The 24,897-nt window shown below is 73.7% G+C and carries 22 protein-coding genes, 1 pseudogene and 1 riboswitch; of the genes and pseudogenes, 6 read left to right on the top strand and 17 right to left on the bottom strand.

Annotated features, from left to right (window positions below):
- Positions 1–24 precede the first annotated feature (24 nt).
- The 12 genes and pseudogenes from R2737_09390 to rocD form a co-directional block, all read right to left on the bottom strand.
- Positions 25–414 (bottom strand): VOC family protein, encoded by a 390-nt coding sequence (locus tag R2737_09390; GenBank protein ID MEZ5116468.1) that lies wholly within the window; start codon positions 412–414, stop codon positions 25–27.
- Between the two features lie 293 nt (positions 415–707).
- On the bottom strand, positions 708–2,381 hold the full coding sequence (locus R2737_09385) for an RNA polymerase sigma factor (protein ID MEZ5116467.1): 1,674 nt from the start codon (positions 2,379–2,381) through the stop codon (positions 708–710).
- Positions 2,382–2,582: 201 nt separating this feature from the next.
- On the bottom strand, positions 2,583–2,993 hold the full coding sequence (locus R2737_09380) for a universal stress protein (protein ID MEZ5116466.1): 411 nt from the start codon (positions 2,991–2,993) through the stop codon (positions 2,583–2,585).
- A 148-nt stretch (positions 2,994–3,141) separates the two neighbouring features.
- Positions 3,142–4,143 (bottom strand): PKD domain-containing protein, encoded by a 1,002-nt coding sequence (locus tag R2737_09375; GenBank protein MEZ5116465.1) that lies wholly within the window; start codon positions 4,141–4,143, stop codon positions 3,142–3,144.
- Positions 4,144–4,231: 88 nt separating this feature from the next.
- Entirely contained in the window at positions 4,232–5,419 is a 1,188-nt protein-coding gene (locus tag R2737_09370) for a homoserine O-acetyltransferase (GenBank protein MEZ5116464.1), read from the bottom strand.
- A 12-nt stretch (positions 5,420–5,431) separates the two neighbouring features.
- Positions 5,432–6,754: pseudogene (locus R2737_09365) on the bottom strand (bifunctional o-acetylhomoserine/o-acetylserine sulfhydrylase).
- A 289-nt stretch (positions 6,755–7,043) separates the two neighbouring features.
- A riboswitch (SAM riboswitch) is annotated at positions 7,044–7,160 on the bottom strand.
- A 399-nt stretch (positions 7,161–7,559) separates the two neighbouring features.
- On the bottom strand, positions 7,560–8,852 hold the full coding sequence (locus R2737_09360; GenBank protein ID MEZ5116463.1) for a DUF4192 domain-containing protein: 1,293 nt from the start codon (positions 8,850–8,852) through the stop codon (positions 7,560–7,562).
- Positions 8,853–8,965: 113 nt separating this feature from the next.
- Positions 8,966–9,259: a MarR family transcriptional regulator gene (locus R2737_09355; protein MEZ5116462.1), complete on the bottom strand. Its 294-nt coding sequence runs from the start codon at positions 9,257–9,259 to the stop codon at positions 8,966–8,968.
- Positions 9,260–9,322: 63 nt separating this feature from the next.
- Positions 9,323–9,907, bottom strand: coding sequence for a GreA/GreB family elongation factor (locus tag R2737_09350; GenBank protein ID MEZ5116461.1), 585 nt, complete (start codon positions 9,905–9,907; stop codon positions 9,323–9,325).
- 35 nt (positions 9,908–9,942) lie between these two features.
- On the bottom strand, positions 9,943–10,932 hold the full coding sequence (locus R2737_09345; protein MEZ5116460.1) for a TerC family protein: 990 nt from the start codon (positions 10,930–10,932) through the stop codon (positions 9,943–9,945).
- Between the two features lie 176 nt (positions 10,933–11,108).
- Positions 11,109–11,900, bottom strand: a complete 792-nt coding sequence (locus tag R2737_09340) for an SGNH/GDSL hydrolase family protein (protein ID MEZ5116459.1) — start codon at positions 11,898–11,900, stop codon at positions 11,109–11,111.
- Positions 11,897–13,096 carry an ornithine--oxo-acid transaminase gene (gene rocD / locus R2737_09335; protein ID MEZ5116458.1) on the bottom strand — a complete coding sequence of 400 codons (1,200 nt, stop codon included), beginning with the start codon at positions 13,094–13,096 and terminating at the stop codon, positions 11,897–11,899. The genes R2737_09340 and rocD overlap by 4 nt, the downstream gene beginning before the upstream one ends.
- Before the next feature lie 192 nt (positions 13,097–13,288).
- Here rocD and R2737_09330 point away from each other — a divergent pair, with 192 nt between their 5' ends.
- Entirely contained in the window at positions 13,289–14,068 is a 780-nt protein-coding gene (locus R2737_09330) for a lysophospholipid acyltransferase family protein (GenBank protein ID MEZ5116457.1), read from the top strand.
- 43 nt (positions 14,069–14,111) lie between these two features.
- Here R2737_09330 and R2737_09325 read toward each other — a convergent pair whose 3' ends face one another.
- Complete coding sequence (locus R2737_09325) at positions 14,112–15,296, bottom strand: lysylphosphatidylglycerol synthase transmembrane domain-containing protein (protein MEZ5116456.1); 1,185 nt, start codon at positions 15,294–15,296, stop codon at positions 14,112–14,114.
- 146 nt (positions 15,297–15,442) lie between these two features.
- On the opposite strand from R2737_09325, the gene R2737_09320 reads away from it, so the two are divergent.
- Complete coding sequence (locus R2737_09320; GenBank protein ID MEZ5116455.1) at positions 15,443–16,081, top strand: VOC family protein; 639 nt, start codon at positions 15,443–15,445, stop codon at positions 16,079–16,081.
- Between the two features lie 205 nt (positions 16,082–16,286).
- Here the strand turns inward: R2737_09320 and R2737_09315 are convergent, their stop codons facing one another.
- A complete protein-coding gene (locus R2737_09315; GenBank protein ID MEZ5116454.1) occupies positions 16,287–16,565 on the bottom strand; it encodes a hypothetical protein in 279 nt (92 codons plus the stop codon).
- Positions 16,566–16,658: 93 nt separating this feature from the next.
- Between R2737_09315 and R2737_09310 the strand changes: the two genes are divergently transcribed.
- On the top strand, positions 16,659–17,963 hold the full coding sequence (locus R2737_09310) for an AI-2E family transporter (protein ID MEZ5116453.1): 1,305 nt from the start codon (positions 16,659–16,661) through the stop codon (positions 17,961–17,963).
- On the opposite strand, the gene R2737_09305 is transcribed toward R2737_09310, so the two are convergent.
- On the bottom strand, positions 17,960–18,712 hold the full coding sequence (locus R2737_09305) for a DNA alkylation repair protein (GenBank protein MEZ5116452.1): 753 nt from the start codon (positions 18,710–18,712) through the stop codon (positions 17,960–17,962). The genes R2737_09310 and R2737_09305 overlap by 4 nt on opposite strands.
- Before the next feature lie 75 nt (positions 18,713–18,787).
- Here R2737_09305 and R2737_09300 point away from each other — a divergent pair, with 75 nt between their 5' ends.
- Positions 18,788–20,137, top strand: coding sequence for an aminotransferase class V-fold PLP-dependent enzyme (locus R2737_09300; GenBank protein MEZ5116451.1), 1,350 nt, complete (start codon positions 18,788–18,790; stop codon positions 20,135–20,137).
- A 41-nt stretch (positions 20,138–20,178) separates the two neighbouring features.
- Positions 20,179–20,400 (top strand): DUF2277 domain-containing protein, encoded by a 222-nt coding sequence (locus R2737_09295; GenBank protein MEZ5116450.1) that lies wholly within the window; start codon positions 20,179–20,181, stop codon positions 20,398–20,400.
- On the opposite strand, the gene R2737_09290 is transcribed toward R2737_09295, so the two are convergent.
- Both R2737_09290 and R2737_09285 read right to left on the bottom strand, forming a co-directional pair.
- Positions 20,383–23,106, bottom strand: coding sequence for an HAD-IC family P-type ATPase (locus R2737_09290; GenBank protein MEZ5116449.1), 2,724 nt, complete (start codon positions 23,104–23,106; stop codon positions 20,383–20,385). The two genes, R2737_09295 and R2737_09290, sit on opposite strands and share 18 nt — an antisense overlap.
- A 220-nt stretch (positions 23,107–23,326) precedes the next feature.
- Entirely contained in the window at positions 23,327–24,091 is a 765-nt protein-coding gene (locus R2737_09285; GenBank protein MEZ5116448.1) for a sugar phosphate nucleotidyltransferase, read from the bottom strand.
- Positions 24,092–24,167: 76 nt separating this feature from the next.
- On the opposite strand from R2737_09285, the gene R2737_09280 reads away from it, so the two are divergent.
- Positions 24,168–24,740 carry a TMEM165/GDT1 family protein gene (locus R2737_09280; protein MEZ5116447.1) on the top strand — a complete coding sequence of 191 codons (573 nt, stop codon included), beginning with the start codon at positions 24,168–24,170 and terminating at the stop codon, positions 24,738–24,740.
- Positions 24,741–24,897: the final 157 nt, after the last annotated feature.

Genomic DNA, 24,897 nt, shown 5'->3' with positions numbered 1-24,897 from the left:
CCCGCCTCGTCGGGCGGCGTGCGGCTAGCCGTTCTCCGCGGTCATCAGGTTGATGATGTTGCCGTCCGGGTCACGGAACCACGCCGCCTTGCCGCCCTCCATGGTGGCCACGCCGTCGACCCAGTCCACCTGGTCCCACTCGAAGGTGTCGAAGGTGACGCCGTTGTTGCGGAGCCGGGCCACCTCCGCGTCGAACTCGTCGACGTCGACCCGGAAGGCCATCGCGGTCGCCTGGTTGGTCCCGGCGAACTGCGACGGGTACAGCAGGAGGCCGCCGGAGCCCGCGGCGTAGCGGACCCCTCCCCCCATCTCCTCATCCCCGGCGGCGAAGCCGAGGATGTCCTCGTAGAAGGCCCGGGCGCGGCCCAGGTCCGCCGTCGGGACGGTCGTGAACGGTGTGAAGTCGGACAGCATGTCGTCTCCCCGGCGCTCACCGGCACCGGTCGATGCCAGCGCCGGTCCACGGTAACCCCGAAGCCGCCGTCCGTCGTGGGCCCGCGCACCACGTCGCACGCCGTCGGTCTCGGGCGGCCGGGCCGGTCCAGCCACCAGTCCGGGTAGTCGCGGTGGGGAACGGGGTCGGCCGAAGATCGGCCCAGCAGGGTGTTGATCTTCCGCGGAAGATCAACACCCTGCTGCGCACTCGGAGCACCCCGCGCAGGGAGTGACTCGAGGTCGCGTCCCCGCCTCTCGAACCGTGCGGTGGATCAGTCCAGGTAGTCGCGCAAGACCTGCGAGCGGGACGGGTGGCGCAGCTTGGACATGGTCTTGGACTCGATCTGCCGGATCCGCTCGCGGGTGACGCCGTAGACCTTGCCGATCTCGTCGAGCGTCTTCGGCTGCCCGTCGGTCAGGCCGAACCGCATCCGGACCACTCCAGCCTCGCGGTCGGACAGCGTGTCCAGCACCGACTCCAGCTGCTCCTGCAGCAGCGTGAACGACACCGCATCCGAGGGCACGATGGCCTCGGAGTCCTCGATCAGGTCGCCGAACTCGCTGTCGCCGTCCTCACCGAGCGGGGTGTGCAGGGAGATCGGCTCGCGGCCGTACTTCTGCACCTCGACGACCTTCTCCGGGGTCATGTCGAGCTCGCGGGCCAGCTCCTCGGGGGTGGGCTCGCGCCCGAGGTCCTGCAGCATCTGCCGCTGCACCCGGGCCAGCTTGTTGATGACCTCCACCATGTGCACCGGGATGCGGATGGTGCGCGCCTGGTCGGCCATCGCGCGGGTGATCGCCTGCCGGATCCACCAAGTGGCGTACGTGGAGAACTTGTAGCCCTTGGTGTAGTCGAACTTCTCCACCGCGCGGATCAGGCCCAGGTTGCCCTCCTGGATCAGGTCCAGGAACAGCATGCCGCGGCCGGTGTAGCGCTTGGCCAGCGAGACCACTAGCCGCAGGTTCGCCTCCAGCAGGTGGTTCTTCGCCCGGCGGCCGTCCTCGGCGATCCACTCCAGGTCGCGGCGCAACTTGGGGTCCAGCTTGACCCCGGAGTTCAGCTTCTCCTCCGCGAACAGCCCGGCCTCGATCCGCTTGGCCAGCTCCACCTCCTGCTCGGCGTTGAGCAGCGGGACCTTGCCGATCTGCTTGAGGTAGTCCTTGACCGGGTCCGCCGTCGCGCCGGCGACGGTGACCTGCTGGACCGGCTCGTCGGTGTCGTCGACGTCGGAGATGACGAAGGCCTCGGCGGACTTCTCGTCGCCACCCTTGCCCTCCTCAGCGCCCTTGCCCTTGGCGGACTTGCCGTCGCCCTCGTCGATCTCTGCGAGGTCCTCCGCCAGCTCGGCCTCGAGCTCGGCCTCGAGCTCGCCGGCCTCCGCCAGCTCTGCCGCGTCGACCTCGTCGCCGGCACCGCCGTCCTCGCCGGCACCGCCGTCCTCGGCGCCCGCGGTGGGCTCGACGCCCTCGTCGCCCTCGGCGGTCTTGCTGGCGGCCCGGCCCTGGGCGGTCTTGCCCTTCGCCGGGGCAGCCGCCTTCTTCGCCGCCGCCTTGGGGGCCGCCGACGCGGCCGCCTTCTTCGCCGCCGCCTTGGGCGCGGCCGACGCGGCGGCCTTCGTCCCGGCGGCCTTCGAGCCGGCGGCCTTGGCCGGTGCCTTCGTCGCGGACGCCTTGGCCGGCGCGGTGGCGGGGGCGGCCTTGGCCGGTGCCTTCTTCGCGGCCGGCTTCGACGCCGGCTTCGCGGAGGTCTTCGTCGCCGGGGCCTTCGTCGCGGGCGTCTTCTTCGCGGCCGGCTTGGCCGCGGCCTTGGCCGGCGCCTTCTTCGCGGGCGGCTTCGCGGCCGCCCGGGCGGATGCGGTCTTCGCGGGGGGCTTCTTCGACGCCGAGGACGTCCTCGTCGTGGCGCCCGAGGACGCGGTGGACGTGGCGGCGCGGGACTGCGACACGAAGGACCTCTCGACGGCCGGACCAATGAAGAGGGCCCGTGTCAAGCCCGGGAGGTCCCGGGCCCGGACGGGCGGACGGGCACGACCGGCGTACCCGCGGCCCATTGTGTCACGGCACGACCGGTGTCCCGACCAGGGGGAACGGCCGGAGCGGCGGGATTGTTCCCGCCCCGGTCCGACAGGAGTCCGATCCGGGGGCGCCTAGTCGTCCGACCCGGCCTTGACGGCGAGGACGGGGCAGTTCGCGTCGAGCAGGACCTGCTGGGCGTTCGACCCCATGATCAGCTTGCCCACCGGGGTGCGCCGGCGCAGCCCGATCACGATCAGCTCGGCACCCTCGTCCTCCGCGACGGAGATGAGGTCCTCGGCCGGCGACTGACCGCGGATGAGCTGACGCACCTCGTGCTCGATGCCGGACTCGTGCAGGAGGTTGTGAACGGCCTCCATGTCCTTGTCGAGCTCGATGGCCGTCTCGGAGTCCAGGGACGACCCGCCCCGGGCCGAGCTGACGACGACGATGCGCGAACCGCGCAGCCGGGCCTCCTCGATCCCCCGCCGGACGGCCGCCCGGCCCTCGGGCTTGGCGACGAAGCCCACGACGATGGTCGACACCCAACCTCCCCAAACGCAGCGTGCGCTCCGGCTGCCCGGACGGACGAGGCGAACCTATCCCTCCGCGGCCCCGGTTGTGGGCCGGTCGCGGAAGGTCGCGACGGCAGCGCCGACCGCGGGAGCGACGCCGTCACCACGGGCGCGTCGGTCAGCCGCCGCCGACCAGCACGGCGCGGCCCTGCCCCACCGGGACCGGAAGCACGGCGTCCTGCCGGACCGGGCCGGCGACGTCGAACGGGCCGAGCCCGTCCGTGGTCCAGGTCGCTGACCACACCGTCGCGACCCGGACCTGCCACCGCCCCACCTGGCGGTAGGTGTGGGCCACCCCGTCGTCCGGCCAGCTGCCGCCCGGGTCCTCGGTGGTCAGCGCCGCGCCGTCGCCGAACCACCAGGTCCAGCGGGGGGTCGCATGGACGGTCACCCGGAAGCCGAGCAGGTCGTAGCTGCGGTCCGGCCAGGTCGCGGGCTGGCCCGAGCGGAGCACCACCGGGATCTGGGTGACCGCGGTGCGGGCCGGCTGCGCGGCGGGCGCCAGCGCAGGCAGGTCGCGAACGAACGCGTCCCGAGCCGCCGCCCCCATATCGGCGACCGTCACGGGGCCGCGGGGCCCCAGGCAGACCGCGCCGATGCGGGTCCACCCTCCACCCGACGCGGGATCGAGCAGCCACACGCGCAGGTACAGCTCCCCGGGCGGGCACATCGACACGAATCCGGTGCAGGACCCCCCGGCATCACGTAGGCAGGCCTCGGTGAGCCGCCACGAGCACCCCGCGCAGGTGGCGGCGGCGCCGCGCCCGCCCGCGGAACCGTGGAACGTCGGGGGAAGCAGCAGGCCGCCGTGCCCGACGAAGACGTCCCGCTCGTCGTCGCCCACGACGACCGGGTCCTCCGCGGCGACGAACCCCGCCCCGCTCGTGAACCCGGCAGCGCCGAACCCGGCAGCGGCGGCGGGCAGGGCGGCGGCCGGGACGAGGAACGCGGCGGCGGCCGCCAGCGCCAGCAGGCGGGCGAGAGGCCGGATCGACAGGAGGGGCGGCGGGCTGGGAAGCGGCCGGCGGCGGTCGACGCGTGTCCGGGCGCGCGCGACCGCACGGTCGTGGCGCCTGGTGGATCCCCCGTCGACCCCCGCGCCGCGGCGCGGTCGGGTCATGCCACCAGGGTAGGCACGCCGGGTACGCAGGCGTCACCCCCACCGTCCGACCCGTGGACAACATTCGTCCGCGAGCCGGATCAGGGGGCTAGTCCTCGACGGGCACCCGGGCGTGCCGCAGGGTCCGCTCGACCAGGCGCGACACCGCCTCGGACTCGATCAGGAAGCCGTCGTGCCCGTACGGCGTGTCGATCACCTGCAGCCCGTCTACGGTCGGGATCGCGTCCGCCATCTCCTGCTGCAGCCGGATCGGGTACAGCCGGTCGGAGTCGATCCCGCCGACGACCACCGGGACCCGGACCGTCCCCAGCGCCGCGGCCACCCCGCCGCGACCGCGACCCACGTCGTGGGTGTTCATCGCGTCGGACAGGCACACGTACGTGCCCGCGTCGAAGCGGCGGGCCAGCTTGTCGGCGTGGTGGTCGAGGTAGGACTGCACGGCGAACCGCCCCGCGGGGGCGTGCCGGCCCGGGGTGGACGGCGTCAGCGGGTCCTCCCCGTCCTGCGGGTCGCGGCCGAAGCGCAGGTCCAGCTCGTCCTCGGTGCGGTAGGTCAGGTGGGCGAACCGCCGGGCGATGCCCATCCCGACGTGCGGGCCCTCGCCGTCACGGGCGCCGTGGTAGTCGCCTCCGTGCCACCGTGGGTCGGACGTGATGGCGTGGATCTGGGCGGTCTGGGTGCCGATCTGGTCGGCGGTCGCGGCGGCGCAGGTGGCCAGCAGCAGGGCCGAGCGCACTCGGTCGGGGTGCTGGACCACCCATTCCAGCCCGCGCATGCCGCCCATGGACCCGCCGACGATCGCGGCGAACGACGCGATCCCGAGGTGGTCGGCCAGCCGGCGCTCGACCTCGACCTGGTCGCGGATGGTCACCCGCGGCCAGCGCGACCCCCACGGCCGGCCGTCCGGGGCCGGAGACGACGGCCCGGTGGTCCCCTGGCAGCCGCCGAGGACGTTGGCCGACAGGACGAAGAGCCGGTCGGTGTCCAGCGCCCGCCCCGGACCGATCAGCGCGTCCCACCACCCGGGGGTCGGCTGCCCGGGGCCGGCGTCGCCGGCGGCGTGGGCGTCACCGGTGAGGGCGTGCAGCACCAGCACGGCGTTGTCGCCGGCGGGCGACAGCGTGCCCCAGGTCTCGTACGCGACCCGCACCTGCGGCAGCGCGCCGCCGAGCTCCAGCGTGATCGGACCGAGGTCGGCGAAGCGGCGCTCGCCGGGGTGGTCCCCCTCCCGCCACGCACCGGTGGCGGGAGGGGGACCCTCCGGACGGGGACTCATCGCAGCCCCCGCTCAGGCCTGCTTGGCCGACCGGAAGCCGGCCTCGAGGTCGGCGAGGATGTCGGTGATGTTCTCGATCCCGACGGCCAGCCGGATCAGGCCCGGGGTGACCCCGGCCCGCAGCTGCTCCTCCTCGCTGAGCTGGGAGTGCGTGGTGGACGCCGGGTGGATCACCAGGCTGCGGACGTCCCCGATGTTGGCGACGTGGCTGTGCAGCTCCAGGGCCTCCACGAACGCCTTGCCGGCCTCCACCCCGCCGTCGATCTCGAAGGCCAGCACCGCGCCGCTGCCCTTCGGGGCGTACTTCTGGCCCAGGGCGTACCACGGGCTGGACGGCAGCCCGGCGTAGTTGACCGACAGCACCTCCGGTCGGCCGGTCAGCCACTCCGCGACTTTCTGGGCGTTCTCGACGTGCCGCTCGATCCGCAGGCTCAGCGTCTCCAGCCCCTGGGACAGCAGCCAGGCGTTGAACGGGGCGACGGCCGTCCCGAGGTCACGCAGCAGCTGCACCCGGGCCTTGAGGATGAACGACAGGTTCGCGCCGAACGCGGACCCGACGCCCAGGTCCCGGGCGTAGACCAGGCCGTGGTAACTGGGGTCCGGGGTGTTGTAGTTCGGGAACCGGTCGGGGTAGCGGGCGTAGTCGAAGTTGCCGCTGTCGACGATGACGCCGGCGACCGCGGTGCCGTGGCCGCCGATGTACTTGGTCGCGGAGTGCACGACGATGTCGGCGCCCCACTCGATCGGCCGGATCAGGTAGGGGGTGGCGACGGTGTTGTCCACGATCAGGGGGACGCCCACCTCGTGCGCGACGCCGGCGACGCCCTCGATGTCGAGGATGTCGTTCTTCGGGTTGGCGATCGACTCGCCGAAGAACGCCTTGGTGTTGGGGCGTACGGCGGCACGCCAGGAGTCCAGGTCGTCCGGGTCCTCGACGAACGACACCTCGATGCCCAGCTTGGGCAGCGTGTAGTGGAAGAGGTTGTACGTGCCGCCGTACAGGCTCGGGCTGGACACGATGTGGTCCCCGGCCTCGGCGACGTTCAGGATCGCCAGCGTCTCGGCGGCCTGCCCCGAGGAGACCAGGAGCGCGCCGACGCCGCCCTCGAGGGCGGCCAGCCGGTCCTCCACGACCGCCTGGGTCGGGTTCATGATCCGGGTGTAGATGTTGCCGAGCTCCTTGAGCGCGAACAGGTTCGCGGCGTGCGTGGTGTCGTTGAAGGTGTACGACGTCGTCTGGTAGATCGGCAGCGCGCGGGCGTTGGTCGCCTCGTCGGGCGACTGGCCGGCGTGGATCTGCTTCGTCTCGAACGACCAGGCGTTGCTCATGGTGGGGGTTCTCCTCGTGGTGTCCGCAGGGGTGCGGTCGCGTCAGGGTGATGGTCGGTGGGTCACCCGCCGGCCGCGCCGTGCCGGGCACGGGACGGCTGCGAGCGGGTGGGGTGTCTGCCGGGTCGGTCCCTGCCGAGGTGGTGGGACGACCCGTGGTCAGACGGGGGTGTGACCGGGCTCCCCGGTCCGGCGCCGAGGCACGCGGGGCGTGGCTCAGACCTCGGCGGGACGGTGCATTCGACAACAGCTGCGCATCGGTGACCTCGATCGTTCCGGGGTCCTGCCTGCGCAAGACCCGCGCTTGCCGCCCGCCTGTCGACGCACGGCCCGGTCGTTCACCCGGGGCACCCCACCGCGGTCGGAGGGTTGCCGGCCAGCGAGCCGGGGCTTGACGCTGGCGCTCATGACCTGGCCGGAACTGTAGCCGAGGGTCTCCGGTCGGTCCATCGTCGACGCGGTCCCGTCTCGCATTCCGGACACAGGCGCCGGGGGCCGGTGGCCGCGAGGCCTCCGGGACCGGAACGCCGCCGCCCCTGGGCGGCCACCCTTGCGCCGCGCCGGGTCGCGATCGCCCCACGACCGGGCACCCCATGCACCCCCTGCGCCCCGTACACCCCCTCCGCCACCACAGGGGGAACCCACGACCGGCAGCTCGGGTTCCGCAGGTGGCCCTACGTTCCACCAGTTGCGGGGGTGGATGCGGGTCCGGGTCCCGGGTCCGGGCCCCGGGCCCCGGGTCCCCGGTCCCGGGGTCCCGGGTCCGGGTCCGGGGCGCCGCGCGGGTGCCCGCCCGGGACGTGCCGGAGGCTCAGGCGACCGAGGGGTCGCCGGCGCTGGGATCCGGCCCGCGCCTCCGGCGGGACCGGCGACGGCTCCCACGCCCGGTGACCGAGGTCGACCCCCAGGCCACCCGGGTGGGGTCGGTCGCGGCCTGCTCCGGTCCGGACTCCTCCCCCAGGCACTGCGCCAGGCTCACCTCGTCGATCCAGGTCGCCCACTGCTGCGGCGGCAGACCGCCGTCGATCGCAGCCCGCAGCAGGTGCGCGAGGGTGTAGCCGGGGTCGTCGTCGAGGGCCCGGTCGAGGGCCACCAGCGCCCGCGCCCCGCTCCCCGTCAGCCACGCGACGGCCGCCAGGACGGTGGCCACCGGCGCGACGGCGCCACCGACGGCTCGGCGGGTGCACTCGCTCAAGGCCTGCTCCGCCCGCACCAGCAGGTCCGGCCCGGCCCCGGCCCCCGGACCGCGGTTCCGGGCGTGATCGGTGAGCCGGTGCATCAGACCGTCTCGCACCCGGATCCCGGCCAGGGCGCCCAGGACGAGGGCCACCTCGTGGGCGGTGAGGAGGTGTCGAGCCGCTCGGACGCGCGGCCGGGCCAGCACGGCCGCGACCTCGTCGACGACGGCGCGCGGGGTCAGCGGCAGCACGACCTGGCCGGTCGTGACCCGGTGCAGCGCGGCCCGGACGGCCGCCTCGTCAGAGGCGTCCGCCTCGGGTGCGAGGGACTCGACCAGCGCCTGACGGTCGGGCATCACGCCGAGACCGGCCAGTACCAGCGACGACCGGGCCCGCAGCGCATCGGCGTCGTCGAGCGGACGACCCTCCGCCGGGCAGCAGCCGGGGTCGGAGCACAGGTAGCTGCCCCATCTGCCCGCCTGGACCCACAGCGCGTCCCGCAGCGCCAGGTCGCGGTCGGTGAGCGCGGCGGCGACCTCGTCGACCAGGTCGGCGTACGCCGCCGGGTCCGTCGGCGGCGCGGCTCGCCCGGGCTCGGTCCCGGTGTCGGTGTCCGGGGGGTAGACCACGACCACGGCCTGGTCGCCGCGCGCGCGGGTGAGTCGCCCGGCCACCCCCGCCGCGTAGCCGGGCGCCGGGGCGGTGGGCAGGTCGATCCGGGCGGTGACGCGCACCTGGTTGCGCTCCCCCGACAGGACGACCACGACGAGGCTGGCCGTGGGCCGGAACCCGAGCAGGTGGGGCACGCTGGCGATCAGCGCGCTCGGACCGGTGACGCGGATCGCCGCCGTCCCGGGGTCGGGGCCGCCTCCCGTCGTCGGCAGGTCCTCGAAGGGGTCGGGCAGGGCGGGTACGGGCTCGGTCATGCCCGACACGCTCGCCGCCTCGCCGGACCCGACGGAAGACCGGACCGCGAGCCTGTGGACGACCGCTGCGCGGCCGCGCAGCCTGGGGACGACGGGGCGGCGGGCGCCTCCGGTCAGGAGAAGATGCGCAGCAGGTCGTCCACCGAGCGGTCGGCCTCGGCCGGGTGCCGGAAGGACCGGCCCTTGACCACGGTGTAGTGGTTGCGTCGGCCGACGCGCTCCTTGCGCACGTACCCCGCCCGCTCCAGGTCCTGCACGATCAGCTGGGCGGCGCGCTCGGTGATGCCGACCCGCGTGGCGATGTCGCGCAGCCGCGCGTCCGGGTCGTCGTGGATGGACAGCAGCACGTGCCCGTGGTTCGACAGGAACGTCCAGCTCCGCCCGTCCCGGCCCTCGTCGCTCGCCACGGGGCCAACGTACCCGGGTTCCCGCATCCGGGTTCGCCTCACGGCCCCGTCCGGACCGACGTGTCAGTCCGGCAGGACGTCGACCACCCGGCACGGCCAGGGCCCGGCGGGAGCGGCGACCCACACGGTGTGCCCGATGCGGGCGCCGAGCAGCGCGCGGGCCAGCGGCGAGGTCATCGACACCCGCTCGTCGTCGAGGAACGCCTCCTCCGGGTGCACCAGCCGGACCGTGGTCCGCTCGCCGTCGGGCGTCTCCACCACGACGCGCGCACCGAGCTCCACCCGGCCGTCGAAGCGCTCCGGGTCGCCGGACAGCGTCCCCGCCTCGGCCAGCAGCCCCTCCAGCCGGTCCAGCTCGGCCTGGGCGCGCTCGAACTCCGCGACCGCCCGCTCGTCGCGCTGCCATTCCGACAGCAGCGGACGCAGCTCGGGCAGGGTCTCCCCGCGCAGCCGCTCGGCCCGCTCCTGCAGCCGGTTCCGGCCGTCGACGGTGAGCACCGGACCGTCCGGCCAGGGGGCGCCCGCGGCCGGCCGGCTGGGCCGGGGAGCCGGCACCACGACGGCGGCGGAGGACCGCCGGCGGCCGCGGGTCGAACGGGGGACGCGAGCGTCGGGCACGGGGGCGGGCGGGGCGGTACGGGCGGGCATCGGTGCTCCTCCTGGGGTGACGGGGGTAACGGCGGTCAGGATTCGGACGTGGACAGGACGGGGGGCTGCGGGTCGGCCGGATCCGGGTCGGCCGGATCCGGGTCCGCCGCAGCGGGGCGACGACGGGTCGCGCGCAGGCTGGCCGCGACGGCAACGGTGAGGATCGCCGCGACGACGCCCAACGAGACCAGGGTCGGAATCTTCACGACCTCGAGCAGCAGCATCTTGACGCCGACCCAGACGAGGACGACGGCGAGCCCGAGCTTGAGGTACACGAAGCGAGGGATCAGGTCGGCGAGCAGGAAGTACATGGCGCGTAGGCCGAGGATCGCGAACGCGTTGCTGGTGAACACCAGGAACGGCTCCTGGGTGACGGCGAAGACGGCCGGGATCGAGTCGACCGCGAAGACGATGTCGGTCACCTCGACCAGCACCAGCACCGCGAGCAGCGGGGTGGCCACCCACCGGCCCCCCTGGCGCACCCAGAACTTCGAGCCGTGGTACTCGTCGGTGGTCGGCACGAAGCGGCGGAAGGCCCGCAGGACCTTGCTGCTCCCGGGGTCGATGTGCTCGTTGCGCATCCGCGCCATCCGGATGCCGGTGAAGACCAGGAACGCGCCGAACACGTACAGGATCCAGGCCATGGTCGCGATAAGGACCGAGCCGGCGGCGATGAAGACCGCGCGGAAGGCCAGGGCGCCGATCACGCCGTAGAACAGCACCCGGTGCTGGTACTCACGGGGCACCGCGAAGTAGGTGAAGATGATCGCGAAGACGAAGACGTTGTCGACCGCGAGCGACTTCTCGATCACGTAGCCGGCGAAGTACTGCGCCCCGATCTCGGCGCCGTAGAGCCACCACAGCAGGGCGCCGAACGACACCCCCAGCGCGACCCACACCGCGCTCCAGGAGGCCGCCTCCCGCAGCGAGACGACGTGGGCGCGGCGGTGCGCGACCAGGTCGACGGCGAGCATGGCGAGGATGACCGCGAGTACGGCCCCCCACGCCCACAGCGGTACGGACACGTGCATCCCTTCGTCAGCACGGGGCGCGTGCGCGCCCCACTGGCGAAGGTCTCCCGCCGCCGGTCCCACCGGACCGACCCACCGCGCCGGGCCCCGGCCCCGGAGGGCCGGCGCCGTCCTGACGACGCGGCGGCGAGGGGGTACTCCCCTTCACGTACGCGCCCAGAATGGCGAACTCAGATTCGTATGTCAACCGGAGCGAGCGTGGGGCGCTTCGGGTCGACCCCGTCCCCGCTGCTGATGCCGCGCAGCCGTCGGCCCAGCCACGGCAGCAGGTGACCGCGGGCCCAGGCCGCATCCGCGGCGACCCGGGCCGGCAGCGGCCGGTGCGGTGACGGAGCCCGCGGCGTACGCCACCGGTCGTCACCGAACCCGAGCGCGTCCAGCGCGGCCGCCGCCACCACGCGATGCCCCTCCGGCGCGAGGTGCAGCCGGTCCTCGTCCCACAGCACGTCGTCGTCGAACGCGGCCAGCCCCCAGAAGTCCATCAGGTAGCAGCCGTAGCGCTCGGCGACCGCTCGAACCACGGAGTCGTAGGCGGCGATGCGCCCGGTCACCGAGCCGATCGCGCGGGAGCGCCGGGATGGGTCACCGAACGCCACCAGCAGCACGTCGGCGCCGCCCGCCCGCAGCCGCCGCACCGCGTCCTCCAGCAACGTCGCGCTGGCGTCGAGGTCGAAGTGGCGGCGCAGCGCGTCGTTGACGCCCGCGGCGAACGTCACCAGGTCCGGGTCGAGTGCGAGCGCCGCCGGGACCTGCTCGTCCACGACCTGCGGCAGCAGGCGCCCCCGGACCGCGAGGTTCGCGTACGTCAGCCCCGGGGACCGCGCGTCGAGCTCGCCGGCGAGCCGGTCCGCCCAGCCGCGGTGCCGGCCGTCGGGACCGACCTCGTCCTGCAGCCCCTCCGTGAAGCTGTCGCCCAGGGCGACGTAGCGGCGCCACGGAGGCGCCGAAGCTCGGTCCGTCACGCCAGCGCCGCCAGCACCCGGTCGATGCCCCAGTCGAGGTCCTCCTGGGAGACCACCAGCGGCGGGGCCAGCCGGATCGTCGACTCGTGGGTGTCCTTCGCCAGGACGCCGTCCGCCATGAGCGCCTCGCAGCGGGGGCGGGCCGGGCCGGCGTGCGGGAGCAGTTCGATCCCGGCCCACAGGCCCAGCGCGCGGACCTCCTTGACCGTGTCGGGTGCCTCCGCCCGCAGCCGTTCGGCCAGGTGCCGGCCCAGCGTGGCGGATCGCTGCTGCAGCTCGCCGGTGGCCATCAGGGCCACGGCGGCCCGGCCGACCGCGGCGGCCAGCGGGTTGCCGCCGAACGTGCTGCCGTGCTCCCCGGGGCGCAGCACCCCGAGCACCTCCCGGCGCCCGACCACCGCGGACACCGGCAGGATGCCGCCGCCGAGGGCCTTGCCCAGGAGGTAGAGGTCCGGTGCGACGCCCTCATGGTCGACGGCGAACGTGGTCCCGGTGCGGCCCAGCCCCGACTGCACCTCGTCGGCCACCAGCAGCACCCCGTGGCGCTCGGTGAGCTCGCGGGCGGCGCGCAGGTAGCCCTCCGGGGGGATGATCACGCCGGCCTCGCCCTGCACCGGCTCGACCAGGAACGCCACGACCCGCGGGTCGGCCAGGGCCTCCTCGAGCGCGGCGACGTCCCCGAACGGCACGTGTACGAAGCCCGGCGTGAACGGCCCGAAGTCGGCCCTCGCCACCGGGTCGGTCGAGAACGACACGATGGTGGTCGTACGGCCGTGGAAGTTGTTGTCGCAGACGACGATCCGAGCCTCGTCCGCGGGGACCCCCTTGACGCGGTAGCCCCAGGCGCGGGCCACCTTGATCCCGGTCTCGACCGCCTCGGCCCCGGTGTTCATCGGCAGCACCATGTCGGTGCCCGCGAGCGCCGCCAGCTCCTCGCAGAAGGGTCCGAGCTGGTCGTTGTGGAAGGCGCGACTGGTGAGCGTGACCCGGTCCAGCTGCTCCTTGGCCGCGGCGACGAGGACCGGATGGCGGTGCCCGAAGTTCAGGGCGCTGTAGGCCGACAGCAGGTCCAGGTAGCGCCGGCCCTCGACGTCCTCGACCCACGACCCCTCGGCGTGCGACACCACCACCGGCAGCGGGTGGTAGTTGTGCGCGCCGTACCGCTCCTCCAGGTCCCGCAGCTCCGCCGACGTCATGGCCTCACCCTAGGGCTCCGCCCGCCGGTGACATGAGGGCTCCGCCCGCAGATGGCATGGCCCGGTCGCGCGGAGGCTTCCCCTCCCCCGTGCGACCGGGCCTGGCCGAACCCTAGGGCACCCGGGTGGGTCCGCCCGCACCGGCACGCCGTCCACGGGCCGCGGGACCGAGGTGCCACTAGGGTCGTCGTCGTGGCCGAGGCCGTCTACACCCCCGTCATCACGTCCGCCAAGGTGATGTTCGCCGCCCTCGGGCTGCGCTTCGACCGGGTCGGGACCGACCTGGTCCCCGCCCGCGGCGGCGCGGTCCTGGCGAGCAACCACGTGTCGTACTACGACTTCATCTTCTGCGGCTACGCGGCGCACCCCTCGAAGCGGCTAGTGCGGTTCATGGCGAAGGACTCGGTGTTCCGGCACCGGATCTCCGGGCCGCTGATGCGCGGGATGAAGCACATCCCGGTGGACCGTTCCGCGGGCGCGGACGCCTACCGGCTGGCCGTGGACGCGCTGCGGGCCGGCGAGATCGTCGGGGTGTTCCCGGAGGCGACCATCTCGCGCTCCTTCGAACTGAAGGACTTCAAGTCGGGCGCCGCGCGGATGGCGGCGGAGGCCGGAGTCCCGCTGATCCCGATGATCACGTTCGGCGGCCAGCGGATGTGGACCAAGGGCCACCAGCGCCGTCACGGACGCGGCACCTGCATCGCGCTGACGGTCGGGGAGCCGATGTCCGTGGCCCCCGACGACGACCCAACCGAGGTGACGGCCCTGCTGCACCGGCGGATGTCGGTGCTGCTGGACCAGACGCTCGAGCGCTACCCGCAGAAGCCGACCGAGCCCGGCGCGTGGTGGTGGCCGCAGCGGCTCGGCGGTGGCGCGCCGACGCTCGAGGAGGCCGCGGCGATGGACGCCGAGGAGGCCGCCGAGCGGCAGCGCGCTCGCGAGCAGCGCGACCCGGGAGCCGCTCCGGCCTGACCGTCCCGCGGCCGCCCGGTCCGGCGTCGCCCGCCGTCCGACCTCAGGAGGCGGTCTGTGCGCCGTTCGATGACCCGTCCGACGACCCGGTGGCGGAGGACCCGCTCACCGACTCGCCGGACGCAAGTTTCTTGGCGAAGCCGCGGTACCACGCGATCAGCGCCACCAGGCCGATGATGATCTGCGGCACGTAGGACACCGCGCGCCAGATCAGGTCCGCCGCAGTCGCGGTGCCCTCGTCCACGCCGAACGAGACCATCAGCGCGATCATCGCGGCGTCGACGGTGCCCAGGCCGCCCGGCGTGATCGGGATCATCAGGCCGAGCTGGCTGATGCCGAACGCCGCGAACGCCACCCCGATGGCCGTCCCCGCGTTGTCCCAGCCCTCCACGCCCCGCAGCGCGAAGTAGAGGATCAGGAACTGGGTCAGCGCGATGGACAGCTGCGCCGCGGTGATGCCCGCCCACCGGCGCCGGACCAGGTCCACGATGTCGTGGCGGAACTTCAGGGTCATCGGGACCAGGTCGAACTCGTCGTCGTGGCGGAAGCGCCGCATCAGCGGCTGCACCAGCTTGTTGCCGAGCCGGCCCAGCCACGCCGCGAACGACTCGCTGCGCATGATCAGCGCGAACACGACGATCATCGCGAGCAGGATCCCCAGGCCGATCAGGGCGGTCAGCACGTACGGGCCGCCGTTCTCGCCCGACACGACGAGCGCGGCGACGCCCAGGATCGGGAACCCGAGGGTGACGAAGATGCTCCACACGCCGACCGCGGAGATCGCGGCCGTCGTCGCGGTCGGGGTGATGCCGAACGACGTGAGCATCCCGTACTGGACGCCGAGACCGAACGCACCACCGGCCGGGACGCCGTTGCTGATGGTGAAGGCCGCCTGGTTGACCTGCTGGCCGCGCCAGTAGCCCAGGCCGGGGGCCGCGGCCATGAACGTCAGCCCGTACACGCCGAGGTAGAGCAGCACCGACAGCCCGACCAGCACCAGGGCCAGGAACGACATGTTCTCCAGCGCGTCGAGCGCCGCCGAGTACGAGCCGACCTGCGGGATCACCTTGACGAAGATGATGACGATGACGACCAGGCCGATGAGGCCGAGGATGATCGACTTCTTCTTGTCGAGGGTGGCCCCCGGCGCCTTCTGGTCCGGCGACTTCTCTTGCGGCGCCTTCTGGTCCGGCGGCGTCGCCGGGACGTCGGCCGTCTCGTCGGTCATGACTCTCCTCCGCTCGGTACGCGCCGGGTCGCACGCCGCGCGGCCATCATGTCCGACGCGCGGGCGCGACACGCCCGCGACACCCGGACCGGCGCCCCGCGGGGGGCGGTGCATGGTGGGGTCCGGTCCGCGGGCAGGATGCAGGCATGCGCCTGGACCACGTGTCGTACGCCTGCACCCCCGGTGAGCTCGTCGACGTCGTCCAGCTGCTCGGCTCCCGGGTCGGCGCCGCGTTCGTGGACGGCGGCCGGCACCCGCGGTTCGGCACCCGCAACTTCGTGCTGCCGCTGGAGGGTGGCACCTACCTCGAGATCGTCGCGCCGCTGGAGCACCCGGCCACCGACGAGGTCCCCTTCTGCCGCGCGGTGCGCCGCCGGGCCGAGATGGGCGGTGGTTGGCTGGGCTGGGTCGTCGCGGTGGACGACCTCGGGCCGGTCGAGTTCCGCCTCGGCCGCCGCTCCGTCGAGGGGCACCGGGTGCGGCCGGACGGGTACGACCTGCGCTGGCACCAGCTCGGCGTGCTCGACCTCATCGCGGACCCGCAGCTGCCGTTCTTCATCCGTTGGGACGTGCCCGCGTCGGAGCATCCGTCCTCCCCCGCCACCGACGGGGTCCGGCTGGAGCGGATCGAGATCTGCGGCGACCCGGCGGCCGTGGCCGCCTACCTCGGCGAGCCCGAGGACCACCCACTGGACGGCATCGCGGTGGACTGGGTCGCCGGGGACGAGCCCGGCGTGGTGGCGGTGCACCTCGCCACCGCGCACGGATCCGTCCGACTGGACTAGCTCGCTCCACCAGGTCACGCGAGACCAGCCCACCCCCTCGCGGTCCGACCCTCGTCGGACCGCTGCCTCGTCGACGGAATGAGTCTGGGCGTTGCTTGTGGGCCCGGTTCGGGCCCACAAGCAACGCCCAGACTCATTCGGCCGCGGGGTGGGGCGGCGCCGCGGGCCGTCCGGGGTGGCGCAGCGGTACGGGACGCGAGGGCGGTCAGCGGCCGTCGTAGTCGGCGGCGGCGATCGCCTCGACCGCCTCGTCCTCGGAGAACGAGGCCGACCCGGGGATCCGCGGCACGAAGCCGACCAGCATGCCGTTGGCCATGACCTGGGCCTCCAGGCCGGCCGCACCGTCGACGTCCCACAGCGCCTCGCGGCCGTCGGGCAGGACGATGCGGATGCCGGCCCGGTCCAGGCCGACCGGCTTCACGTACGCGAACACCCGACGCTCACGCAGCTTCGCCACGATGCGCTCGGCCTCGTCCCGGTGCATGCGGCGCAGTCTCGCACGCCCGCGCCGGCCCCCCGACGAGCGGACCGCGTGCCCGGCCGCCCTCACCGGCGCCGCGGTGCCAGGATGCCCGGTATGAGCGAGCCGGCCGACCCCGTGCCGCAGGACACCGCCCCGCAGGACACCGCACCGCAGGACACCGCCCCGCAGGACACCGCACCGCAGGACACCGCACCGCAGGACACCGCCCCGCAGGACACCGCCCCGCAGGACACCGCGCCGCAGGGCTCCCTCGCGGCGATCCGCGCCGGGGAGATCCCGCCCGCGCTGCGGGCCACCGCCGGGGTGTCCTGGCGCCTGCTCGTCGTCGGGGCGCTCGTCTGGGTCGTGCTGCAGTTCCTCGGCCTGGCCTTCCCCGTGGTCCTCGCCATCTTCTTCGCGATGCTGATGACCGCCCTCGCCGGACCCGTCGCGCGCTTCATCGGCCGGGTGCTGCCGAAGGTGCTGTCCATCGTCATCGCGCTGCTGCTCATCGCGGTGGCGACGCTCACGATCGTCGGACTGGTGGTGCGCTCGATCGTCAGCGAGGCCAGCAACCTGACCACCGCGATCCAGGACGGCATCGACCAGATCAACGACTGGCTGCAGCACGGCCCGCTCCAGCTCACCGGGGACCAGCTCACCGAGCTCGACACCGACGTCGGCAACTGGGCGAAGTCCGCCGCCGAGAGCGCGGCCGGCGCCCTGGTCAGCGAGCTCGGTGCCGTGGGCACGCTGATCACGGCCGGATCGGTGTTCCTGTTCGGGACCTTCTTCTTCATGGCCAACGGACGGGGCATCTGGGCGTTCATCGTCGGCTGGATGCCCCGGCGCGCCAGGGCGGCGATCGACGTCTCCGGCAACCTGGCCTGGACCTCGATCGCGGGATACACCCGGGGCATCGTCCTGGTCGCGCTGGCCGACGGCTTCCTCGTGCTGATCGGACTGCTGATCCTGCAGGTGCCGTTGGCACCCGCCCTGGCGGCCGTCGTGTTCCTGGGGGCGTTCATCCCGGTGATCGGCGCACCCATCGCGACCCTGCTGGCAGCGGTCGTCGCCCTGGCCACCAAGGGTCCCGTCACGGCGATCCTGGTGGTGGCGCTCACCGTCGTGGTCGGGTCCTTCGACGGCGACATCCTGCAGCCGCTGGTCATGGGCAAGGCCGTCAACCTGCACCCCTTGGCCATCGTGACGGTGATCGCTGCCGGAGCCATCGGGTTCGGGATCGTCGGCGCCCTGATCGGCGTCCCCCTCGTTGCCGCTGCCTACGGGGTGGCCAAGTACCTGTCCGGGCGCGACCCCGACCACCCGTTCCCTCCGGCCAACGCACCGCCACCGGCCATCGAAGGGCCAGCGCTGGACACCGACTCGGACGCGACGCAGGAGGCTCCCGCGACCTAACGGCGCCGTACGGCCAGCAGCTCCTCCCGCACCTCCGGCGGCAGCGGCTTGACCGCCTCGCGCATGGTCACCCCCGAGCAGCGGGCCGCCCGCGGCCGCAGCCAGTCCGCGACGAGCTCCGGACGCCGCCGGCCTGTCTCCCTCAGCACCCAGCCGATCGCCTTGCGCACGAAGAACTCTCGCTCCTCCAGCATCGCGTCGGCATACCGCAGGAACCGGTCCGGGTCTCCCCCGCCCTGGCGCAGTGGACGCAGATGCGCCAGCAGCGCGGTCCGGCGGACCCAGAAGTCCCGGTCGACGGCCCACGAGTCGAGCACCTGCGTCGCCGTCCCCGCGTCGCCGGAGGCGTCCGCGCGCGCGACGACGTCGCCGACGACTTCCACGGCAAGCGGGTCCACCAGCGCCCAGGTCCCGGCCTCCCGCAGATACCCCTCTACCGCGGGCAGGTCGTCGAGGGACAGCCGTCGGCGCCCCCGCACCAGCACCTCGACCGCGGCGAGGTGGCACTCGTACTCGGGCAGCGACCACAGTGCGGCCGCCAGCCGAAGCGCCAGGTCACGCTCCGGGACCCCACGAGGTCCGCTGTCGCGCAACGCTTCCCGCACAGTCGCCCGGACCAGTGGCACCCGAACGCCCAGGTGCGGGCGGCTGCTCTTGAGGTAGGCGCGCTCGAACTCGGCCCGGTGCCGGTCCCCCTGCTCGGCCAGGCGGTCGCGCACGCCGAGCGCCCACGCGGCGGTGTCGAGCACGCCGCCACTGTGGCCCGCCCCCGGCCCGCGGTCAACGCGGCGGGAGCATCCCCGCAGCGGCCCTACCCTTGCTGCGTGCACCGCTACGACGACGACACCGACCGCCTCGCGCAGGCGGTCATCGACTACGCCCGCCACCGCCTGCGGCTCGACCCCGTGCCGCTCGACGGCCCCAAGTCGTACGACGAGCTGTGGCAGACGGTCGGCCAGACCGTGACCGAGGACGGCATCGGCGGCGACCGCGCGCTGGAGCTGTTCGACGACGTGCTGTCGCGCGCATGCATCTCGGTGGACCACCCGCGGTACCTGTCGTTCATCCCGGCCGCCCCGACCGAGGCGTCGACGCTGTTCGACGTGGTCGTCGGCGCGTCCAGCATCTACGGCGGCTCGTGGCTCGAGGGAGCGGGCGCGGTGTACGCGGAGAACCAGGCACTGCGGTGGATCGCGGACCTCGCCGGCATGCCGACCAGCGCAGGTGGCGTGTTCGTCCAGGGCGGCACGCTGGGCAACCTGTCCGCGCTGGTCGCAGCCCGCCACACCGCTGCGTCGCACCGCGAGGACCGCCCGTCCCGGTGGGTGGTCGCGTGCAGCTCGGAGGCGCACTCCTCCATCGCATCGGCGGCCCGGGTCATGGACATCGACGTCCTGGCCGTCCCGGTCGACGAGCTCGGCCGCCTCACCGGTCCCGCGCTGCGCGAGGCGCTGGAGCAGCACGACGCCGACGACGTGTTCGCCGTGGTCGCGACCGGCGGCACCACCAACTACGGCATCGTCGACGACCTCGCCGGCATCGCCGACGTGTGCGCGGACTTCGGTCTGTGGATGCACGTGGACGGCGCGTACGGGCTCGCCGGACTGGCCGCCCCGAGCGTACGACCGCGCTTCGACGGGATCGAGCGGGCCGACTCCTTCATCGTCGACCCGCACAAGTGGCTGTTCGCCCCGTTCGACGCCTGTGCGCTGGTCTACCGCGACCCCCGCCTTGCCCGCGCGGCCCACACCCAGTCCGCCGGCTACCTCGACGTGCTGACCGACTCCACCGAGTGGAATCCCAGCGACTACGCGGTCCACCTGTCGCGCCGGGCGCGGGGTCTGCCGCTGTGGTACTCGCTGGCCACGCACGGAACCCGGGCCTACCGGGAGGCCGTCGAGCGCACGCTGGAGGTCGCGCGCGACGCCGCTGACGAGATCCGGCAGCGCAAGTACGTGGAGCTCGCGCGCGAGCCGATGCTGTCGGTCGTGGTGTTCCGTCGGATCGGATGGACCGAGCAGCAGTACCAGGACTGGAGCGACCGGCTGCTGGCCGCGAACTTCGCGTTCGTCACCCCCACCCGGCACGACGGGGAGATGGTGACGCGGTTCGCGATCGTCAACCCGCGGACGAAGAAGAGCGACATCCGGGCGATCCTGGACACCATGGCGTAGGGGCCTGCGCGCGGTCGCCCCGCGGACGTACCGTGCAGCGCATGTGCCGGAGCATCAAGACCCTGCGCCCCCCGTTCACCGACGACGTCACCGCCGACGACGTGCGCGCGGCGGCGCTGCAGTACGTGCGCAAGGTGTCCGGCTTCCGCCAGCCGGCGCCTCACAACCGCGCCGCCTTCGACCGGGCGGTCCACGAGGTGGAGGCCGCCACCGAGATGCTGCTGGCGTCGCTGCAGGTGCGGGGCTCAGTGGGCCGCGGGTAGCCGCGCGCGCACCCACTTCTCGATGCCCACGACGAGGGTCGCTGCCACCCCGATGACGATCACCGGCAACCACTGGTCTGCCGTCATCGGCTCGGTCCCGAACAGGCTGTTCATGAACGGCGCGTAGGTGAGCAGCAACTGCAGCACCACCGTGAGCGCGACACCCACGAGGACCCACCGGTTGCTGAGCAGCCCGACCGACCACACCGAGCGGCGCAGCGAGCGGCAGTTGAACAGGTAGCCGATCTCGACCATCACGAACGTGTTGACGGCCAGCGTGCGAGCCAGCTCCAGCGACCAGCCCTGGTCGCGGGCCCAGGCGAACATGCCGAACGCCCCGCCCAGCATCAGCGCGGACACCAACAGGATCCGCCACACCAGCACGGAGTCCAGCAGTGGGCGGCTCTGGTCGCGAGGCGGCCGGCGCATGATGCCCGGCTCCTTCGGCTCGAAGGCGAGCATCAGGCCCAGCGCAACCGCCGTGGTCATGTTGATCCACAGGATCTGGACCGGCAGGATCGGCAGCGCCGTCCCCATCACGATCGCCGCGAGGATGACGAGGCCCTCGCCCAGGTTCGTGGGCAGCGTCCAGGTGATGAACTTGGTCAGGTTGTCGAAGACCCCGCGACCCTCCTCCACCGCGGCCTCGATGGTGGCGAAGTCGTCGTCGGTCAGCACCATGTCGGCCGCCTCCTTGGCGACCTCCGTACCCCCCTCGCCCATCGCGACGCCGATGTCGGCCTGCTTGAGGGCCGGAGCGTCGTTGACGCCGTCCCCGGTCACGGCGACGACCTGTCCGCGGCGCTGGAGGGCTTCGACGATCCTGAGCTTCTGCTCGGGCGACACCCGGGCGAACACGTCGGCGCCGACGACCAGGTCGGGCAGGTCCCCCGGCGCGCTGTCCTCGAGCTCGCGGCCCGACACGACGACGGGGTCCCCGGGAGTCGCGCCCAGCCCGGCCTCCGCGGCCACCGCCCGGGCCGTCCCGACGTGGTCGCCGGTGACCATCTTGACCCCGATGCCCGCGGTCCGGCAGGTGGCGACCGCGCGAACGGCATCCGGGCGCAGCCGGTCACTCATCGCCTGCAGGCCGAGCAGGGTCCAGTCCAGGTCGGGGATCTCGTCGTCCAGCCCGGCCCAGTCTTGCGGTGCCTCCGCCGCCGCGACGGCCAGCACCCGCAGGGCCCGGCCCGACAGCCGCTCGACAGCGTCGCCCACCGCGTCCGCGTCGACCGGCCGACGGCTGCCGTCGACCTCGAGGGCGTCCGTACAGGCCGGGAGCACCACCTCGACCGCGCCCTTCACGACCAGAAGTGCGTCGGCTCCGGCCCCTCCCGGCAGGGGCTCGGCCTCCGCCGTCGCTCGGTGCTCGGTCACCATGCACCGGCGCTCGGAGCTGAACGGGAGGGAGTCCACGCGCGACCACCCGGATGCCACCGCCGCAGGGTCCAAGCCGCAGTCGGTCGCCGCCCGGACCAGGGCCACCTCGGTCGGGTCACCGACCCGGCCGGACCCCGGCCGACCGTCCGCGCCGGGAGCGTCGTTGCACAGCAGGCCCGCGTACAGCAGCCAGCGCGGTCCGGGCTCGGTTCGGGCGCCGGTGCGGTCCTCGACCGCATCGTCATCGGCAATGGCGTACGTCCGCCGCCCCACGACCAGCGCCTGCACGGCCATCCGGTTCTCGGTCAGCGTGCCGGTCTTGTCGGTGCAGATGACGCTGGTGCTGCCCAACGTCTCCGCGGCGGGCAGCTTGCGGATGATCGCCCGGCGCCTGGCCATCCGGGCGACACCGATCGCCAGCGTGATCGTGACCGCGGCCGGCAGCCCCTCGGGAATGGCGCCCACCGCCAGGGCGACCGCGGCGGTGACCATCGACGCCGCCGACTCCCCCCGGACGACGCCGAGCGCGAAGGTGCCCGCGGCGAGGACCAGGATCACCAGCGTCAGCCACCGGCTGAACCGGGCCAGCGTCCTGGTCAGCGGGGTGGCCAGGCCACCGGCGCTGCCGACCAGCCGGTGGATCTCGCCGATCTCGGTGTCGGCACCGGTATCCACCACCACCCCGCGGCCCTGCCCAGCGACGACCAGGGTCCCGGAGAAGGCCATGTCGAGCCGGTCACCGATCCCCGACCGGGCGTCGACGACGTCGGCGTGCTTCGCCACCGGCGCTGACTCGCCGGTCAGCGCGGACTCGTCGATCCGCAGCTCCACGACGGAGCTCAGACGGAGGTCCGCCGGCACCTTGTCCCCGGCCTCCAGCACCACCAGGTCGCCGGGGACGACCTGGTCGGACCCGATCTCGCGGACCTGGCCGTCGCGTACCACCGTCGCGCGCGTCCGGGTCATCGCGACCAGGGACTCCAGCGCCTGGGTGGCCCGCTCCTCCTGGACGAAGCCGATCACCGCGTTCACCAGCACCACGCCCAGGATCACGCTGGCGTCGACGGTGTCCCCGAGCGCGAGCGCGACGGCGGCGGCACCCAGGAGCACGTAGATCAGCGGGTTGTGCAGCTGCTGCAGGAACCGCACCACCGGACCGTGCCGCTCCAGCCTTGGCAGCACGTTGGGGCCGAAGCGCTCCAGCCGCTCGGCGGCCTCGGACCCGGTCAGCCCGCTGCTGGTGTCGGCCTCGAGCAGGAGCACGACCTCGTGCACAGGGAGGGCGTGGTGCTGCGAGGGCAGGTCGGCGTGCACGGTCGCGGGCATCGAGGCACCCCCCTCCGAGGGCCCCGGCCACGCGCCGGGGCGCGTGCCTCCAGCATGCCGGGCGGGGATCGGCCCCACCACGGGCGAAGGGCCCCGGTCCCCTGGGCCGCAGCCGCCTCGGGTGTCACGTCCGTCACCCCCGGTGCCACGTACGACCGCCGCGGACCCCGTGCGCGGTGGTCCTGCGTTCCACCAGTTGGGGGGTCGTACGCGTGGTGGGTCAGCGGGCGTCGACGGTCAGGTCCGCGCCCACCCGGATGCAGTCGTGCAGGTCCTCGTCCGGCCCGACGTACCCGCCCGGCCACACCACCACCCGGTGCAGCCGGCCGAGCACCGTCGCGCCGGGGGCCACGACGCGGTCGGCACCGGCGGCCCGCAGGTTGGCCTCGAGATAGCCGCGCGGCGTCCCGCAGTCGATCGCGGAACCCAGCGTCTCCACCAGCTCGAGCGTGCCCGCGTCCCGGGCCGGCGCGAACACGGTCTCGTACAGCCCGCTGACGCCGGGGGGCAGCGCGGCCACGGCGGCCGCAGGCAGCAGGCAGGCGCCGACGTAGCGCGCGGTCCCGAAGTCGCTAGCCCGGCCCTCCTCGTGGACCAGCAGCCGCGGCCGCTCCCCGTCCCACCCCGCGACCAGTCCGCTCAGGTCGTCGGTGAGGAACGAGTCGGCGTTGCGTACGAGGACCGGCCGGCCGTCGATCCAGTCCCGCAGCCTGACCAACGCCCCCGCCGTCCCGAGCAGGTCCGGGTGCTCCACCGAGACGACGACGCCGGTGCCCGCCAGGTGCGCCACGACCTGGTCGGCCAGGTGGTGCGCGTTGGCGGCGACCCCGGACACGTGCGGGCGCACGGAGGCCAGCGCCAGGTCCAGCAGCGGTACGTTCGCGACCGGGCAGAGCGCCTTGGGCCGGATCTCGGTGAGCGGGCGCAGCCGGGTGCCGAGCCCTCCCGCGAGCACCACGGCCACGGGTCGGGAGTCGCTCGGCACACGACCACCCTAGGGAGCGCGCCGTCGCCCCAGGCAGCACGGGGCCGGTGCCGGGCTGCCGGTACGGTGACCGCCCGTGGAGGCGTTCTGGCTGTCCACGGTCGTGATCTTCATCGCGGAGCTCGGGGACAAGAGCCAGCTGATGGCGCTGGCCTTCGCCACCCGGTACCGCGCGTGGATCGTGCTGACCGGGATCACGGTGGCGACCGCCGTCGTACACGCCTTCTCGGTGCTGCTCGGCGGCCTCGCCGGCCTGGCCCTGCCCACCCGGGCGATCCAGGTCGCTGCGGCACTGGCGTTCTTCGGCTTCGCCTGGTGGACCTGGCGCGGGGACGAGCTCACCGCGGAGGACGAGGCCCGAGCCGCCCGCCCGGCCCGGTCGGCACTGCTCGCCGTCGCGGGAACCTTCTTCCTCGCTGAGCTCGGCGACAAGACGATGCTCGCGACGGTCACCCTGGCCGCGGACAACGACGTGTTCGGCGTCTGGCTCGGCTCGACCGTCGGCATGGTCGCCGCGGACGCGCTGGCGATCCTGCTCGGGCGGCTCCTCGGGACGAACCTGCCGGAGCGGACGGTGCGCATCGTCGCGGTCGTGGCGTTCGTGGCCTTCGGCGTACTGCTGCTGGTCGAGGCCCTCCGCGGCGGCTGACGTGCCGATCGGCCCGCTCCGCCCGCTCCTCAAACCCGACACGCCGGTCGGCCTGGCAACACGATCCGCAAAGCGGATCGTGTGCCCTCGGGGAGCGGGAGCGGGAGGGGGCGGTGGAGGGGCGTGGGCCGGGTGGTGGCGCACGTGGTCGCCGTCG

This window comes from Candidatus Nanopelagicales bacterium, from assembly GCA_041393815.1.
Taxonomy (GTDB): Bacteria; Actinomycetota; Actinomycetes; order S36-B12; family JAWKJK01; genus JAWKJK01.
This window is presented reverse-complemented; position numbering and strand designations above follow the sequence as displayed.